The following is a 16,098-nucleotide window of genomic DNA, read 5'->3' as shown; positions in this document are numbered from 1 at the left end:
GAGCTGACCGGGCCGGAGACCGTCCGCTATGCCGCCGTCGCCTCGCTCGTCACGGTCACCCGGGCCACCAGTTCCTCGTATGCCGCGCGGTCGAACTCGCCTGCCACCGGGGCCAGTACGGTTGCCGTCGACAGGGCCACCGCGCGGATCAGGCGTTCGGGCCAGGGGAGTTGGTCGACCAGGCCCGACAGCAGGCCCGCGACCGCCGAGTCGCCCGCGCCCGTCGGGTTGCCCCGGACGCGGGCTGGTGGGGTTGCCCGCCAGCGGCCCTCCGGGGTCGCCGCGAGCAGGCCGTCCGGGCCCAGTGAGGCGACCACGGCTCGTGCGCCGCGCCTGCGGGCGTTCCGGGTGGCCTGCAACGGCTCGTGGGAGCGCGTGAGTTCGGCGAGTTCACCGGCGTTCGGCTTGACCACGTCGGGGCGGGCCGCGACCCCGCGCCTGAGCGGCTCCCCGCTCGCGTCGAGCAGCACGGGCACCCCCGCTGTCCGCGCTGAGCGGACGAGGTCGGCGTACGCCCCCACCGGCACCCCCGGCGGCAGGCTGCCGCAGAGGGCCACCACGGAGACGGACGGCAGCAGCCCCTCGTAGACGTCCTGGAAGGTGGCCCATTCGGCCGGGGTGATCTGCGGGCCGGGCTCGTTGAGCTGGGTCGTTTCCGGCGTCATGCTCGCGGGCGTGTCCTCGACCAGCGCTATCGTGCGGCGGGTCGGACCCGATACCGGGACCAGGGCGTCCAATATGCCTGTTGTGGCGGTGAGTTGGTGCTGTACGGTCCGTCCGGTCGGGCCGCCTGTGAAGCCGGTGACCGTCACCTCGTGGCCGAGGGCGGCCAGGACGCGGGCCACGTTCAGGCCCTTGCCGCCGGGGCGTTCGGTTACCGAGGTGACCCGGTGGGAGGCGTACGGGCGCAACTCCCTTACGCGGTACGTGATGTCGAGCGCGGTGTTCAGCGTCACCGTGAGGATCATCCCGCCAGCCTCCCTCCTCAGTCAGCTCAAGGTAGTTGGGGCTTGACTACCCAACTCCCCTTGCGCATCACTCCCTTGACCGTGAAGTCCGCGTCCAGCAGGACCAGGTCCGCGTCCTTGCCCGGTTCCAGGGAGCCCACCCGGTCGTGGATGCCCAGCAGCCGGGCCGGGTTGGCGGACAACGCGGCGACCGCGTCCGTGACCGGGAGCCGGTCGACGGTGACCGCCCGCCGGAACGCGCGGTCCAGGGTGAGGGTCGAGCCCGCGATCGAGCCCCCCTCGACCAGCCGCGCCACGCCCTTGCTGACCTCGACCTCCAGCGGGCCGAGCAGATAGAGGCCGTCGCCGAAGCCGGCCGCGTCCATCGCGTCGGTGATGAACGCCACGCGGTCCGCGCCCGCGTGGTGGAACGCGAGCTGGAGGGCCGCCGGGTGCAGGTGCGTGCCGTCGTTGATGAGTTCGACGGTGACGCGCTCGTCCTCCAGGAGGGCGGTGATCGGGCCGGGGGTGCGGTGACCGAGGGCGGGCATCGCGTTGAAGAGGTGCGTGGCGACGGTGGCGCCCGCGTCGATGGCCTCCACCGTCTGCTCGTACGTCGCGTCCGTGTGGCCGATCGCCGCGAGGACGCCGTGCTCGACGAGCAGCCGTACGGAGTCGAGGCCGCCGGGGAGTTCGGTGGCGAGGGTGACCATTTTGGCCCGGCCGCGCGCCGCGTCGATCAGCTTGCGGACCTCCGCCGGGTCCGGGTCGCGCAGCAGCGCCTCGGAGTGGGCGCCTTTGCGGCACGGCGAGATGAAGGGGCCCTCGAAGTGGACGCCGGCGATGTCGCCCTGCTCGGCGAGTTCGGAGAGGAGGCCGGCCTGGGCGGTGAGGGTGTCCATGTCGCCGGTGACGGTGCTGGCGACGAGGGTGGTGGTGCCGTGGGTGCGGTGGGTGTGGACGCCCTTGAGGATGTCTTCCGCGGTGCCCGAGGTGAAGGAGGCTCCGCCTCCGCCGTGGTTGTGGAGGTCGACGAAGCCTGGGATCAGCCAGTGGCCGCGTACGTCGATCTCCTGGGCGTTCTCGTGGGGGTGCTCGGCGATTCGCGTGCCCTCGACGGCTAGTTGGGCGCCGTCGGTGATTCCTGTGGGGAGTACGACTCGGGCACCTTTGAACACCAGGTTGTGTGTGCGCTGCGGGCCGGTGGGGGTTGTTCGCGCCCACGCGGCGGAGCCGCAAATGTCAGGGACCCGCGCCCCTAGGTCGGGTGCCATCAGGGCGTTACCTCCGTGAGGTCGGGGTCGGTGGTGGTGAGGAGATCCCAGGCGAGGAGGCCCGCGCCCAGGCAGCCTGCCGTGTCGCCGAGGGCTGCGGGGGCGATGATCGGGAGCTTCTGGAAGGTGATCCGTTGTTGTACCGCGGTGCGCAGCGGTGTGAACAACGTGTCGCCCGCTTCCGCCAGGCCGCCGCCGATGATCAGGGTGCGGGGGTCGAGGAGGGTGAGGGCGGTGACCAGGCCGTCGGCGAGGGCGTCGATCGCGTGCTGCCAGACCTGGCTGGCGCGCCGGTCGCCGGAGTCGACGGCTTCGGCGCAGTCCGCCGCGTCCGCGCCGGGGACGCCGGAGGCCTCGGCCCAGGCCTCGCTCACCGCCGACGCCGACGCGTACCGTTCCAGACAGCCGCGCTGGCCGCATGGGCACGGGGTCCCGCCGGGCCGTACGACGATGTGGCCGACCTCGCCCGCGAAGCCGTGCGCGCCCGCTTCCACCCGGCCGTCGACGCCGATCGCGCCCGCGATCCCGGTGCCGAGGGCGACGAAGAAGAAACGGTCGGCTCCCTGGCCGGCCCCGATCCGGCCCTCCGCGAGGCCGCCCGTACGGACGTCGTGGCCCAGGGCGACCGGCAGGCCGAGCCGTTCGGTGAGCAGGTCGCGCAGGGGTACGTCACGCCAGCCGAGGTTCGCCGCGTAGACGGCGAGGCCGCGTTCGGCGTCGACGATGCCGGGGACGGAGACTCCGGCGGCGGCGGCGCTCTCGCCGAGGTGGGCGATGCCGTGGGCGCGCAGGTCCGCGGCGAAGCCGAGGATCTCCTCGACCACGGCGTCGGGGCCGCGCTCCCGTCCGGTCGCCCGGCGCGCCTGGTGGAGCAGAGCGCCGTCCGGCCCGATGAGGGCGGCTTTCATCGCGGTGCCGCCCACGTCGAGGGCGATGACATGTCTCACGGGGACAGTGTGGCCCGTCGACCCGGAAGAGGTCTAGTCCACTTACGTGGTGTAGACCTGTACACCTTGTAATGCTAAGAAGTTGAACGTACCAATGAACATGTATGTGAACGCGAATGAATAGTTGGGATTCTGTGGTGCAGCGGCGTAGGACAGGCATGATCGCGGCGGTGTCGGCCCTCGGGATGACGGCGGTACTCGGTGGCTGCGGAGGAGCCGGCTCGGGTGAGGTCACCCTGAAGCTGGTCGCCGCCGACTACGGCGACTCCGGTGCCAACAGCTCCCAGAAGTACTGGGACAAGCTGGTCGAGGAGTACGAGGCCGCCCACCCGGATGTGAAGGTCGACGTCAGCGTCCACTCCTGGACCGAGGTCGACCGCGAGGTCAGTGAGATGGTCGCCGCCGGTGACGCGCCCGACCTGGCGCAGATCGGCGCGTACGCCGACTACGCGGCCAAGGGCGAGCTGTACCAGGCCGACGAACTCCTCTCCATCCCGACGCAGGCCGACTTCGTCGCCCAGCTGGCCGACGCCGGAAAGGTCAGCCGGACCCAGTACGGCATGCCCTTCGCCGCCTCCACCCGCCTCCTCTTCTACAACAAGAAGCTCTTCACCGAGGCCGGCCTCACCCCTCCCACCACCTGGAGCGAGCTGGCCGCCGACGCCGCCGCGCTGAAGGAGAAGGGCGTGAAGTACCCGTACGCCCTCCCGCTCGGGCCCGAGGAGGCGCAGGCCGAGGCCATGCAGTGGCTGCTCAGTGGCGGCGACGGCTACACCAGCGAGGTCGGCACCTACGGCATCGACTCCCCGCAGAACATCCAGACGTTCACCTGGCTCAAGGACGAACTCGTCGACAAGGGGCTCACCGGCCCCGTCGCCCCCGGCAAACTCAACCGGGCCGCCGCCTTCGCCGCCTTCGCGCGCGGGGAGGTCGGCATGCTCAACGGCCATCCCTCGCTGATGAAGATCGCGGCGGCCAGGGGCGTGGACTTCGGGATGGTGCCGATGCCGGGCGAGGAGGGCTCGACGCGCTCCGCGATGGGTGTCGCCGACTGGATGATGGCCTTCAAGAAGAACGGCCACCGGAGTGAGGTCGGCGAATTCCTCGACTTCGTCTACGACGAGAAGAACGTGCTCGCCTTCTCCCGCGAGTACGACCTCCTGCCGGTCACCTCCTCCGCCTCCAGGACGATGTCCACCGCCGCCCGGGACAAGGCCCTCGCCCCCTTCCTGGAGGAGCTCCCGACCGCCCAGCTCTACCCGGTCGGCAAGACGTCCTGGGCGGAGGTCAGCGCGCACATCAAGCAGCGGATCGGCGCGGCCCTCGCCACGGACGGCGACCCGGCGACGGTCCTCACCGGGCTGCAGAAGCAGGCCAACTCGGAGGAGAGCGCCGAGTAGGCCATCGGGGCACGGCCATCCGCGCACGACCATCCGCGTGGGCGTGAGGTGGGACCGGAAATGTTGCACGGCCGAAACGCCCGGGGCATTGGACCGGGCCTCCTGATGCGGGAGGCTCTACGCGCGTGCACAGAGCGTGGCGCGCGTGCCTCCCAGGGGAGCGGTCTGCCGTGCGAGAAGTGTGGGGCGGGTATCGGGGGCTGGTCTTCGCCACCGTGACGATGCTGAGTCTGGGTTCCGTCCTGGCGCTGGGCGGCTGCGGCTCGGGCGATGCCGGTGCGGGGTCAGACGGCGTCACCCTCACCGTGGTCGCCACGAACTACGGCGACGGTGTCGTCAAGAACTCGGAGTCGTACTGGAACGGGGTCAACACGGCCTTCGAGGCCGCCCACCCCGGCATCCGGCTCGACGTCAGCGTGTACGACCCCGGCGAGGCCGAGGCGCAGGTCGCCAAGATGGTCGCCGCCGGCAACCCGCCCGACATCGCCCAGATCAGCGGCTACGCCGACTACGCGGCCAAGGGTGAGCTGTACGCGGCCGACGACCTGCTCTCCATCCGCGTCCAGGGCAACTTCCTGCCCAACCTCGTCGACGCGGGCACCACGGGCCGCACCCAGTACGGCCTGCCGTTCCTCGCCTCGACCCGCCTCCTCTACGTCAACAAGACCCTCTTCGCCGAAGCCGGCCTCCAACCCCCCACCACCTGGGCCGAGTTGAGGAGCGCGGCGAAGGCCCTCGACGAGCGGGGCGTGAAGTACCCGTACGCGCTTCCGCTCGGCCCGGAGGAGGCGCAGGCCGAGACCCTCCAGTGGCTGCTCGGCGGAGGTGGCGGCTACACCGGGGACACCGGCGCGTACGACATCGCCTCCGCCGACAACGTCTCCACGCTCACCTGGCTGCGCGACCGTCTGGTCGGCGAGGGCCTGACCGGGCCGGTGTCCCCGGACCGCCTGAACCGCAAGGCCGCGCTCAAGGCCTTCGTGGACGGCGAGGCGGGCATGGTCAGCGCGCCGGGCGCGCTCGTGCGGGAGATCGCGCGGTCGGTCGAGCCGGTGGCGTACGAGGCCGTCCCGATGCCGGGCCGCACGGCGGGCGTGAAGACGGCGACGGTCGGTACCTCGGACTGGATCGCCGCGTTCAGGCACGGCGGGCATGCCGCGGAGATCGGTACGTATCTCAACTTCCTGTACGAGGACAAGAACACGGTGGATCTGGCGGGCACGTACCAGCTGCTGCCGGTGACGTCGTCGGCCGCCACGTCGATGCGCGCGAACAAGACGTACGAGGCCCTCTGGGACGGCCTGGACGCGCTCGGCACCGCTCAGCTGTTCCCGGTCGGCAAGCCGACGTGGACGGCCGTCAGCCGGAACATCCAGGAGACGGTCGGCGGGGCGGTGCTGAAGCGGGGGAGCCCGGAGGAGGTGCTGGGGGCGATACAGGGGAAGGCCACGGCGGCGGAGGCGGCCTCGGACTGACGCCCTGACGCCTCTACTCCCTCACTCCGGATGTCAGTGTCGGGGGCTACGGTTTCTTCCATGGACGGGGAGCAGCTGGGGCGACGGGAACAGGACATTCTCGCGCTGGAGCGCCGGGGGTTCGCGGGGCCGGGGGCGAAGGAGCGGGCGATCCGGGAGGAGCTGGGGTTGGCGCCGGTGAGGTATTACCAGCTGCTCAACGCGCTGCTGGACGACCGGCGCGCACTGGAGTGTGATCCGGTGACGGTGAACAGGCTGCGGAGGGTGCGGGAGGCTCGGCGGGGGGAGCGGTAGGCGAGGTCGGGTTGTTTCGCCCCCGCCGCCCCTACCCGTCCCATCCTGTACCTGGGGGCTGCGCCCCCAGACCCCCCAACGGCCCTGAACGGGCCTTGTCCTCAAACGCCGGACGGGCTGGAGGTGCCGGTCGGAGCTGAAGGGGTGCCGGATCGCCCGATAGGGTCGAACCCATGGACTCCCTGCCTACGCCCGTGACGTCGGCCGGCCGGGACGGGCTTGACGCCGTCCTCTCCCGGCCCGCCGGTGCCGTCGTCGTTCTCGACTTCGACGGGACCCTCGCTCCGATCGTGGCCGACCCCGAGCAGGCCCGCGCCCACCCCGATGTTGTGTCCGCGCTCTCCGCACTCGCCCCCTCCGTCGCCTCCGTCGCCGTCCTCACCGGACGCCCCGCCGGTGTCGCGGTCCGGTACGGCGGTTTCGCGGGTGTGCCCGGCCTGGAGCACCTCGTCGTCCTGGGCCACTACGGCACCGAACGCTGGGACGCCGTGACCGGCACGGTCAGCGCCCCCGCCCCACACCCCGGCGTCGCCGCCGTCCGTGCCGAACTACCTGGATTCCTCGAACGGTTCGGCGCCTGGCAGGGCACGTGGATCGAGGAGAAGGGCCAGGCCCTCGCCGTCCACACCCGGCGCGCGGCGGACCCGCAGGCCGCGTTCGAGGCCCTGCGCGAGCCCCTCGCCGACCTGGCGACCCGGCACGGACTGATCGTCGAACCGGGCCGTCTCGTGCTGGAGCTGCGCCCGCCAGGCATGGACAAGGGCGTCGCCCTGGAGGAGTACGTCCGCGAGACCGGCGCCACCTCGGTCCTCTACGCCGGTGACGACCTCGGCGACCTCCCGGCGTTCGCGGCGGTGGAGAAGCTCCGCCAGAACGGCGTCCCGGGTCTCCTGGTGTGCAGCGGCAACAGCACCGAGGCCGTGACGGAGCTCGCGGAGCGCGCCGACCTGGTCGTCGACGGCCCGGCAGGCGTCGTACACCTGCTCCACGCCCTCGGGCAGGCCGTCGTCAGCCGTTAGCCATCAGCTGTTCGTCATTGGTCGTTGAGCGCGTTCAGCTGGTCCAGGAACCACTGGGCCGGCGGGAGCGTGGTCGCCGCCGCGGCCAGTCGCTTCGTGCGCTCCGCGCGTTCGCCGGCCCCCATGTTCAGGGCCTCCTCCAGCGCCCGCGCCGTCTGCATCACGTCGTACGGGTTCACCACGATCGCGTCGTCGCCCAGTTCCTCGTACGCCCCCGCCTCCCGCGACAGCACCAGCGCGCACCCCTCGTCGGAGACCACCGGGATCTCCTTGGCGACGAGGTTCATGCCGTCGCGGATGGGGTTGACGAGGGCCACGTCGGCGAGGCGGTAGGCGGCCAGGGAGCGGGCGAAGTCGTCCTTGACGTGGAGGACGACGGGGGTCCAAGTCGCTGTTCCGTAAGCCTTGTTGATGTCGTCCGCCACCCGCTGTACCTCGGCCGTGTAGTCGCGGTAGACCGCCAGATCTTGGCGAGAGGGGTACGCGAACGCCACGTGCACGACCCGCTCCCGCCACTGCGGGCGGTCCTCCAGCAACTGCCGGTACGCCAGCAGGCCCCGCACGATGTTCTTCGACAGCTCGGTACGGTCCACCCGCACGATCGTCTTGCGGTCGGCCCCGCCGATCTCCGCCCGCAGCGCGGTCATCCGCTCCTCGACGTCCGGCTCGTGCGCGCGCCTGCGCAGGAAGTCCGCGTCCGCGCCCAGCCCGTGCACCCCGATCCGTGTTTCGCCGACGCCGCCGACCAGGTCCGTACAGCAGGCGGTGAACGCGTCGGCCCACCGCCGGGTGAGGAAGCCGAGGCGGTCCGCGCCGAGCATGCCGCGCAGGAGCTGCTCGGAGATGTCGTACGGCAGCATCCGGAAGTAGTCCGCCGGTGCCCACGGCGTGTGCGAGAAGTGGCCGATGCGCAGGTCGGGGCGCAGGGCCCGCAGCATGCCCGGGACCAGGCACAGGTGGTAGTCCTGGACCACCACCGACGCGCCCTCGGCCGCCTCCGCCGCCAGTGCCTCGGCGAACGCGCGGTTGTAGGCCTCGTACGACGCCCACTGGCGCCGGAACTCCGCGTCGAAGACCGGCTCCAGCGGGGTCTGGTACAGCATGTGGTTCACGAACCACAGCACCGAGTTGGCGATGCCGTTGTACGCGTCCTCGTGCACGTCCGCCGGGATCGCGAGCATCCGTACGCCCGCCTCGGCCTCCCCGCGCCGCACGGCCTCGCGGTCGCCGTCGCCGAGGGCCGAGCAGACCCACAGGGAGTCCGCGTCCGACCCGATCGCCGACAGACCGGAGACCAGCCCGCCACCGCCGCGCCGGGCGTGCAGCGAGCCGTCCTCTCGGACCTCGTACGTGACCGGGCCGCGGTTGGACGCGACCAGCACTCGATAAGAACCCTGCGTACCTTGCTCACCCTGCGTTGAAGCCATACGCCTCAACCTAGCCCCGCCCGGAAACAATCAAACGTACACATGTACGCCCCGGCCGTATACAAACCCGCACAGAGCCTGGTCAGAACGCGTTCAGAACCCGTACGGAACCTGTGCCGGACTACGCCGCCTTCCTCCTCGCGTACTCCGCGACGTCGGCCATCGGCGGCCGTTCCTCCGTGTCCACCGAGTACGTACGAGGCTCGAAACCGTCCTCTCCGCGCTCGAACTGGGTGATCGAGGGGCGGATCAGATGGCCCCGGGCCAGCCGGAGCTGGGCGGTGCGGTAGATCGCGGCGGACATCCGGCCCAGGGCCCGGCCGTCCTGGTGGCGGTGCTTGCGCACACCCACGTCGACCTGCGCCAACGCGTCCAGGCCCACCAGGTGCAGGGAGTCGATCAGCATGCCCAGCTCCACGCCGTAGCCGACGGGGAACGGGAGCTGTTCGAGGAGCGAGCGGCGGGCCGCGTACTCGCCGCCGAGCGGCTGGACGAATCCGGCCAGCTGCGGCCAGTGCATGTTGAGGAGGGGCCGGGCCATGAGTTCCGTCACTCTGCCGCCCTGGCCGGCCGCCTGGCCGAGCGGGCGGTCGTACATCGCCTTGACGAGGTCGACACCCGGGTCCGTGAGCAGTGGGCCCACGATCCCGGAGACGAAGTCCGACGAGAACTCCTTCAGGTCCGCGTCGATGAAACAGACGATGTCCCCGCTGGTGACCAGGAGCGAGCGCCACAGCACCTCGCCCTTGCCCGGCACAGCCGGGATGCGCGGCAGTATGTCGTCGCGGTGGACGACCCGGGCGCCCGCCGCGGCGGCCACCTCGGAGGTGCGGTCGGTCGATCCCGAGTCGATGACGACGATCTCGTCGACGAGCGGGACCTTCAGCATCAGGTCGCGGCGGATGACAGCCACGATCTCGCCGACCGTCTCCTCCTCGTTGAGCGCGGGCAGTACGACGCTCACCGTGGCGTTCGAGGAACGTTTCGCGGCGACGATCTTCTTCAACGGGCGGTCGTCAACGGACCAGGAGCGGGTGTTCAGCCAGCGCTCGACGTCTTCCAGCACGTTGCGGCTCTCCCTTGCGTTCCATGGGGGGAAGCGCGAGCGATCTTCTATCTCGCGGTTCGGACGGCTCCCACCACCATCCAAGCCTTCGGTTACAGTCTTGAACAACGCGGGTGACCATCGCATGTCAGAGGTCACCGGTGTTCACAACCTCACAACTTCATACCGCTCATCCAGAGGGGCAGAGGGATACGGCCCGATGAAGCCCCGGCAACCCTCCAGCCGATCCTGTCGCATGTCATGCGGCGAGGCTCCCGGCTCGGGAAGGTGCCAAATCCGTCTCATGGCGAAACGCGTCGTGAGGAAGATGAGGAAAGGGCTTCGCCTCCATGGCTGCGCAAACTGTCGAGAGCACCGAGAGCACCACTTCCGGCTCCGTCACCACTGACTCCGTCACCCCTGTTGATCTCGGTCCCGCCGTGGCGCTCTCCTGCCGCGAATGCGGCCACCGAGTCCCCCTCGGTCCGGTGTTCGCCTGCGAGGAGTGTTTCGGCCCGCTGGAGATCGCCTACGACTTCGGCATCCATTCGGCGGCCGACACCGAGGAACTCCGCAAGCGCATCGAAGCGGGACCCGCGAACATCTGGCGCTACGCGCCCCTTCTGCCCGTCCCCGCGAACGTCGCCGAGAAGCCGAACATCAACCCCGGCTGGACCAAGCTCGTCAAGGCCGACAACCTCGCCCGCGAGCTGGGTGTCGACGCCGGCAAGCTCTTCGTCAAGGACGACTCCGGCAACCCGACCCACTCCTTCAAGGACCGGGTCGTCGCGCAGGCCATCGAGGCCGCCCGCGCCTTCAACTTCACCACCCTCTCCTGCTCCTCCACGGGCAACCTGGCCGGTGCCGTCGGCGCCGCCGCCGCCCGGGCCGGTTTCCGCTCCTGCGTGTTCATCCCGCACGACCTGGAGCAGGGCAAGGTCGTCATGGCCGCGGTGTACGGCGGCGAGCTCATCGGCATCGAGGGCAACTACGACGACGTGAACCGCTTCTGCTCCGAGCTGATCGGCGACGCGGCCGGCGAGGGCTGGGGCTTCGTCAACGTCAACCTGCGCCCGTACTACGCGGAGGGAAGCAAGACCCTGGCGTACGAGATCTGCGAGCAGCTCGGCTGGCAGCTGCCCGACCAGCTCGTCGTGCCCATCGCCTCCGGGTCTCAGCTCACGAAGATCGACAAGGGTCTGCAGGAGCTGATCAAGCTCGGGCTGGTCCCCGACAAGCCGTACAAGATCTTCGGTGCCCAGGCGGAGGGCTGCTCGCCGGTGTCCGTGGCCTACAAGGCCGGGCACGACGTCGTGCGGCCGCAGAAGCCCAACACCATCGCCAAGTCGCTGGCGATCGGCAACCCGGCGGACGGGCCGTACGTGCTGGACATCGCGCGGCGGACCGGGGGAGCTGTCGAGGACGTGAACGACGAGCAGGTGGTCGAAGCGATTCGGCTGCTGGCGCGTACGGAGGGGATCTTCGCGGAGACCGCCGGTGGTGTGACCGTGGGTGTGGCGAAGAAGCTGATCGAGAACGGGCTGCTGGACCCGACGCTCACGACCGTCGTACTCAACACCGGTGATGGTCTCAAGACGCTGGACGCGGTGGCCGACATCGGGCTGACCGCGACGATCCGGCCCAGTCTTGAGTCGTTCCGGGAAGCCGGGCTTGGTTAAGAGGTCGTTTTTCGGCTGCGGGTCCGTGGGGGCTGGTCGCGCCCACGCGGCGGTAGCCGCACATGCAGCACAGCCCCGCGCCCCTAGGTATGTCACCCCGACCGGAGGTTCATCGTGAGCGTTTCCGTCCGCATCCCCACCATCCTGCGTACCTACACCGGCGGGCAGGCCGAGGTGGCCGCCGAGGGCGGGACCCTTGCCGAGGTCATCGCCGATCTGGAGAAGAAGCACACCGGGATCGCCGCCCGAGTGCTCGACGATCAGGGCAAGCTGCGGCGCTTCGTCAACGTGTACGTCAACGACGACGACGTCCGCTTCGAGCAGGGGCTGGAGACGGCCACGCCGGACGGTGCGGGTGTGTCGATCATCCCGGCCGTCGCCGGCGGCTGAGACCCGTCGGGACCCGTTGATACCCGCCAGTAGTAACCGTCGGTAACATCGATTACCGAGAGTTCACCTAATTGCCCCCTCCGCGAGAGAAGCGGAGGGGGCAATTCTGTATGGTTGAGCGCGGTACAGTTGGGGAAGCCGCACCACTTCGCTCGTCGCACGCGTATTAATTCCTGCCGCGCACCCAACGAGAAGTAGCCAAAGTGTGCAGGCCTTTTGCGTTTTTTGTTCTCTTTGTGGGGCCTGCCTTGCCCTGAATCTGCGTGAATTCTCCGCATATTTGCTGACCTGGTGTGCCCGGATTTCTCGTCCGATTGACCTGTTGCAGAGGGCAGTTGGACAGATACATTCGGCCGCGGTCGACGCGTTCCGGCGCACACCTCCACCGGTTGGGGGGGTGAGGTCTGACCCGGATCCGCGAAGTGCGGATCCGTGCAAGGGCCAGTAATAGGGGAGTTAGGCATGGCTCAGGGCACCGTCAAGTGGTTCAACGCGGAGAAGGGGTACGGCTTCATCGCGGTCGACGGTGGTGCGGATGTTTTCGTCCACTACAGCGCGATTCAGATGGACGGCTACCGCACCCTCGAGGAAGGTCAGCGGGTCGATTTCGAGATCTCGCAGGGCCAGAAGGGGCCGCAGGCGGACATGGTCCGCCTGGCGACCAGCTGAAGCAACGCGCCGGCGCATCGCAAGCGACGTTCTTCTTCCTTCATTGAAGGATTCGATGGGCTCGTACTCCGTGGGACCTCACGGAGTACGAGCCCATCGGCATGTCCGTGGACAACGTGGGCATGTCCGTCGAGGTGCCTACCGGCCCGTAGGCGCCCCCCTGTTCACCTGCGGATCTTCGAGAGCCGCTTGCACTCGGCAGGGGCGAGTGCTAATCATTGGCGTTAGCACTCTGAAGGTGAGAGTGCTACCGAAGGACCGGGTGGGTGAGGCCCGCAGGCCAGGTGGTGCAAGGAATCACCAAGGCAGGCAGGCCGTCCGTCGCGGGCGCCAGCGCGGTCCGGAGCAATCCACCCCAGTCCGGGAGGACCACTTCACATGGCCAAGATCATCGCGTTCGACGAGGAGGCACGGCGCGGTCTCGAGCGCGGGATGAACCAGCTCGCCGACGCCGTCAAGGTCACCCTCGGCCCCAAGGGCCGAAACGTCGTCCTCGAGAAGAAGTGGGGCGCCCCCACGATCACCAACGATGGTGTTTCCATCGCCAAGGAGATCGAGCTCGAGGACCCGTACGAAAAGATCGGCGCCGAGCTGGTCAAGGAAGTCGCGAAGAAGACGGACGACGTAGCCGGCGACGGCACGACGACCGCGACTGTCCTGGCCCAGGCGCTGGTCCGTGAAGGACTGCGCAACGTGGCCGCGGGTGCGAACCCGATGGCGCTGAAGCGCGGTATCGAGAAGGCCGTCGAGGCCGTCTCCGGTGCCCTGCTCGACCAGGCGAAGGAGGTCGAGACCAAGGAGCAGATCGCTTCGACCGCCTCCATCTCCGCCGCCGACACGCAGATCGGCGAGCTCATCGCCGAGGCGATGGACAAGGTCGGCAAGGAAGGCGTCATCACCGTCGAGGAGTCCCAGACCTTCGGTCTGGAGCTGGAACTCACCGAGGGCATGCGCTTCGACAAGGGCTACATCTCGGCGTACTTCGCGACCGACATGGAGCGCATGGAGTCGTCGCTCGAGGACCCCTACATCCTCATCGCCAACTCCAAGATCTCCTCGGTCAAGGACCTGCTCCCGCTCCTGGAGAAGGTCATGCAGTCGGGCAAGCCGCTGCTGATCATCGCCGAGGACGTGGAGGGCGAGGCGCTCTCGACCCTGGTCGTCAACAAGATCCGCGGGACCTTCAAGTCCGTCGCGGTCAAGGCTCCGGGCTTCGGTGACCGCCGCAAGGCGATGCTGAACGACATCGCGATCCTCACGGGTGGCGAGGTCATCTCCGAGGAGGTCGGTCTCAAGCTCGAGAACACCTCCCTGGACCTCCTGGGCCGTGCGCGCAAGGTCGTCATCACCAAGGACGAGACCACGATCGTCGACGGCGGCGGCTCCGCCGACCAGGTCGCCGGCCGGGTCAACCAGATCCGCGCCGAGATCGAGAACTCGGACAGCGACTACGACCGCGAGAAGCTGCAGGAGCGCCTGGCGAAGCTCGCCGGCGGTGTTGCGGTCATCAAGGCCGGTGCCGCGACCGAGGTCGAGCTCAAGGAGCGCAAGCACCGCATCGAGGACGCCGTTCGCAACGCGAAGGCGGCCGTCGAGGAGGGCATCGTCGCCGGTGGTGGCGTGGCCCTGCTCCAGGCCACCTCGGTCTTCGAGAAGCTCGAGCTGACGGGTGACGAGGCGACCGGCGCCAACATCGTGCGTCTCGCCCTGGAGGCCCCGCTCAAGCAGATCGCCGTCAACGGTGGTCTCGAGGGTGGCGTCATCGTCGAGAAGGTCCGCAACCTTCCCGTCGGCCACGGCCTCAACGCCGCGACCGGTGAGTACGTCGACATGATCGCCGAGGGCATCATCGACCCGGCGAAGGTGACGCGTTCCGCGCTGCAGAACGCCGCGTCGATCGCCGCGCTCTTCCTCACCACCGAGGCTGTCATCGCCGACAAGCCGGAGAAGGCCGGCGCCGGCGCCGGTGGCGGCGGCGGTATGCCGGGCGGTGACATGGACTTCTGATCGACCTCTGGTTGATCACCGTCCTTCGTACCGAGGGCGGCACCCTTCTCCTTACGGGGAGGGTGCCGCCCTCGGGCGTTTGCCGGACCGCCGAGGCCGCGGCGCGCACAGTGGCGGGGATCACAGGAGGCATCCCCGGCGGGCCGGAATGGAGGACCGGAGGAACGTAGTTGATGCACATGCAAGCAATTGCACCCGCACCTCCGCTCATCTCCCGCCCCTCCCAAGGAGCCCCCACGTGACAGCCCCCGCCCAGACCTCCCGCGCGGCCCAGGTCCTCTCCCGCCCCGTCACGCTGAACGGCCTGACCGTGCCGAACCGGATCGTGATGGCGCCGATGACGCGCAAGTTCTCGCCCGGTGGCGTCCCCGGCGAGAACGTTGCCTCGTACTACTCGCGCCGCGCGGGCGCCGGGGTCGGCCTGATCATCACCGAGGGCACCTACGTCGGACACGAATCCGCCGGTGACAGCGACGGCGTCCCCCGTTTCCACGGCGAGGAGCAGCTCGCGGGCTGGGCGAAGGTCGCCGACGCCGTGCACGCGGCCGGCGGGAAGATCGTGCCTCAGCTGTGGCACATCGGCATGGTCAGGGAGGCCGGGCAGCCCCCGTTCGCCGACGCCCCGCCGGTCGGCCCGTCCGGTCTGCGGCTGGACGGCACCGCCGGTGCGGGCAAGGAGATGACGCAGCAGGACCTGGACGACGTCATCAACGCGTTCGTCGAAGCCGCGGTGGCCGCCGAGCGCATCGGCTTCGACGGAGTCGAACTGCACGGCGCCCACGGCTACCTGCTCGACCAGTTCCTGTGGTCCGCCACCAACCGCCGCACGGACGCGTACGGGGGTGACCTGGTCGCCCGTACGAAGTTCGCGGCGGAGATCGTGGCCGCCGTACGCGGGGCGGTGTCCGCGTCGTTCCCGATCCTCTTCCGGTACTCGCAGTGGAAGTCGGGCGCCTTCGACGCGCGCCTCGCCGAGACCCCCGAGGAGCTGGAGTCGGTCCTCACCCCGCTCGCGGCGGCCGGCGTCGACGCCTTCCACGCCTCCACGCGCCGCTACTGGCTTCCGGAGTTCGACGGCTCGGACCTCAACCTGGCCGGCTGGACGAAGAAGCTCACCGGCAAGCCGACGATCACCGTGGGCTCGGTCGGCCTCGACGGCGACTTCATCAACGGCTTCGCGGGCGAGGGCTCCCCGGTCAGGAGCATCGACGACCTCCTGGACCGCCTGGAGAACGAGGAGTTCGACCTCGTCGCCATCGGCCGCGCGCTGCTCCAGGACCCGGAGTGGGCCGCGAAGGTCCTGGAGGACAGGACGGGCGAGCTGAAGGCTTACGAGGCGGCGGCGCTGGGGTCGTTGAGCTAGACGTCCGGCTGAACCGCGTCGCCAACCGGCACTCGGCAACCGGCACTCGCCACCTGGCACCCGCCACTCGGCACCTGGCACCGCAGACACACGCCGAAAGCCCAGACCGTTCCCCGGTCTGGGCTTTCGGCGTACCTGCTTCTGCCCGCAGGGCGGGGGAGC

General features: G+C 69.6%; 14 protein-coding genes and 1 riboswitch. Of the genes, 9 read left to right on the top strand and 5 right to left on the bottom strand.

The genetic code is table 11. The features are described 5' to 3' along the window. Window positions 1-26: 26 nt before the first annotated feature. From G3I56_RS32190 to G3I56_RS32180, 3 genes are all read right to left on the bottom strand, one after another. Complete coding sequence (locus tag G3I56_RS32190; RefSeq protein ID WP_164415169.1) at window positions 27-968, bottom strand: 1-phosphofructokinase family hexose kinase; 942 nt, start codon at window positions 966-968, stop codon at window positions 27-29. Window positions 969-994: 26 nt separating this feature from the next. Further along, on the bottom strand, window positions 995-2,125 hold the full coding sequence (gene nagA, locus G3I56_RS32185) for an N-acetylglucosamine-6-phosphate deacetylase (RefSeq protein WP_164415167.1): 1,131 nt from the start codon (window positions 2,123-2,125) through the stop codon (window positions 995-997). 95 nt (window positions 2,126-2,220) lie between these two features. Further along, a complete protein-coding gene (locus G3I56_RS32180) occupies window positions 2,221-3,168 on the bottom strand; it encodes an ROK family protein (RefSeq protein WP_164415165.1) in 948 nt (315 codons plus the stop codon). Window positions 3,169-3,326: 158 nt separating this feature from the next. On the opposite strand from G3I56_RS32180, the gene G3I56_RS32175 reads away from it, so the two are divergent. The 4 genes from G3I56_RS32175 (at window position 3,327) to otsB (ending at window position 7,356) form a co-directional block, all read left to right on the top strand. Next, on the top strand, window positions 3,327-4,568 hold the full coding sequence (locus G3I56_RS32175; protein WP_164415275.1) for an extracellular solute-binding protein: 1,242 nt from the start codon (window positions 3,327-3,329) through the stop codon (window positions 4,566-4,568). 221 nt (window positions 4,569-4,789) lie between these two features. Then, window positions 4,790-6,043, top strand: coding sequence for an extracellular solute-binding protein (locus G3I56_RS32170; RefSeq protein WP_164415272.1), 1,254 nt, complete (start codon window positions 4,790-4,792; stop codon window positions 6,041-6,043). Between the two features lie 60 nt (window positions 6,044-6,103). Further along, window positions 6,104-6,337, top strand: coding sequence for a DUF3263 domain-containing protein (locus G3I56_RS32165; RefSeq protein ID WP_164415162.1), 234 nt, complete (start codon window positions 6,104-6,106; stop codon window positions 6,335-6,337). Between the two features lie 173 nt (window positions 6,338-6,510). Next, entirely contained in the window at window positions 6,511-7,356 is an 846-nt protein-coding gene (otsB, locus tag G3I56_RS32160) for a trehalose-phosphatase (protein WP_164415161.1), read from the top strand. Window positions 7,357-7,370: 14 nt separating this feature from the next. Here otsB and G3I56_RS32155 read toward each other — a convergent pair whose 3' ends face one another. Beyond that, on the bottom strand, window positions 7,371-8,783 hold the full coding sequence (locus G3I56_RS32155) for a trehalose-6-phosphate synthase (protein ID WP_164415159.1): 1,413 nt from the start codon (window positions 8,781-8,783) through the stop codon (window positions 7,371-7,373). Between the two features lie 121 nt (window positions 8,784-8,904). Continuing rightward, window positions 8,905-9,849, bottom strand: coding sequence for a glucosyl-3-phosphoglycerate synthase (locus tag G3I56_RS32150; RefSeq protein WP_164415156.1), 945 nt, complete (start codon window positions 9,847-9,849; stop codon window positions 8,905-8,907). Between the two features lie 166 nt (window positions 9,850-10,015). Further along, window positions 10,016-10,163, top strand: a riboswitch (SAM riboswitch). 15 nt (window positions 10,164-10,178) lie between these two features. On the opposite strand from G3I56_RS32150, the gene thrC reads away from it, so the two are divergent. From thrC to G3I56_RS32125, 5 genes are all read left to right on the top strand, one after another. Beyond that, complete coding sequence (gene thrC / locus G3I56_RS32145) at window positions 10,179-11,507, top strand: threonine synthase (protein WP_164415154.1); 1,329 nt, start codon at window positions 10,179-10,181, stop codon at window positions 11,505-11,507. A gap of 114 nt (window positions 11,508-11,621) precedes the next feature. Continuing rightward, window positions 11,622-11,897 (top strand): MoaD/ThiS family protein, encoded by a 276-nt coding sequence (locus tag G3I56_RS32140; RefSeq protein ID WP_164415152.1) that lies wholly within the window; start codon window positions 11,622-11,624, stop codon window positions 11,895-11,897. Between the two features lie 462 nt (window positions 11,898-12,359). Further along, window positions 12,360-12,566 (top strand): cold-shock protein, encoded by a 207-nt coding sequence (locus G3I56_RS32135; protein WP_019057200.1) that lies wholly within the window; start codon window positions 12,360-12,362, stop codon window positions 12,564-12,566. Window positions 12,567-12,944: 378 nt separating this feature from the next. After that, window positions 12,945-14,573, top strand: a complete 1,629-nt coding sequence (groL, locus tag G3I56_RS32130) for a chaperonin GroEL (RefSeq protein WP_164317554.1) — start codon at window positions 12,945-12,947, stop codon at window positions 14,571-14,573. Between the two features lie 238 nt (window positions 14,574-14,811). Then, window positions 14,812-15,936, top strand: a complete 1,125-nt coding sequence (locus tag G3I56_RS32125; protein WP_164415150.1) for an NADH:flavin oxidoreductase — start codon at window positions 14,812-14,814, stop codon at window positions 15,934-15,936. Window positions 15,937-16,098 lie beyond the last annotated feature (162 nt).

The sequence above is a fragment of the Streptomyces sp. SID12488 genome, from assembly GCF_010548275.1.
GTDB lineage: Bacteria > Actinomycetota > Actinomycetes > Streptomycetales > Streptomycetaceae > Streptomyces.
The sequence above is the reverse complement of the archived record's forward strand: the minus strand, read 5'-3'. Positions and strand labels throughout refer to the sequence as shown.

Coding starts and splice junctions, on each gene's coding strand:
- G3I56_RS32170 (WP_164415272.1), top strand. CDS start 4,790: ATGCTGAGTCTGGGTTCCGTCCTGGCGCTGGGCGGCTGCGGCTCGGGC.
- groL (WP_164317554.1), top strand. CDS start 12,945: ATGGCCAAGATCATCGCGTTCGACGAGGAGGCACGGCGCGGTCTCGAG.
- G3I56_RS32190 (WP_164415169.1), bottom strand. CDS start 968: ATGATCCTCACGGTGACGCTGAACACCGCGCTCGACATCACGTACCGC.
- otsB (WP_164415161.1), top strand. CDS start 6,511: ATGGACTCCCTGCCTACGCCCGTGACGTCGGCCGGCCGGGACGGGCTT.
- G3I56_RS32165 (WP_164415162.1), top strand. CDS start 6,104: ATGGACGGGGAGCAGCTGGGGCGACGGGAACAGGACATTCTCGCGCTG.
- G3I56_RS32135 (WP_019057200.1), top strand. CDS start 12,360: ATGGCTCAGGGCACCGTCAAGTGGTTCAACGCGGAGAAGGGGTACGGC.
- G3I56_RS32155 (WP_164415159.1), bottom strand. CDS start 8,783: ATGGCTTCAACGCAGGGTGAGCAAGGTACGCAGGGTTCTTATCGAGTG.
- thrC (WP_164415154.1), top strand. CDS start 10,179: ATGGCTGCGCAAACTGTCGAGAGCACCGAGAGCACCACTTCCGGCTCC.
- G3I56_RS32175 (WP_164415275.1), top strand. CDS start 3,327: ATGATCGCGGCGGTGTCGGCCCTCGGGATGACGGCGGTACTCGGTGGC.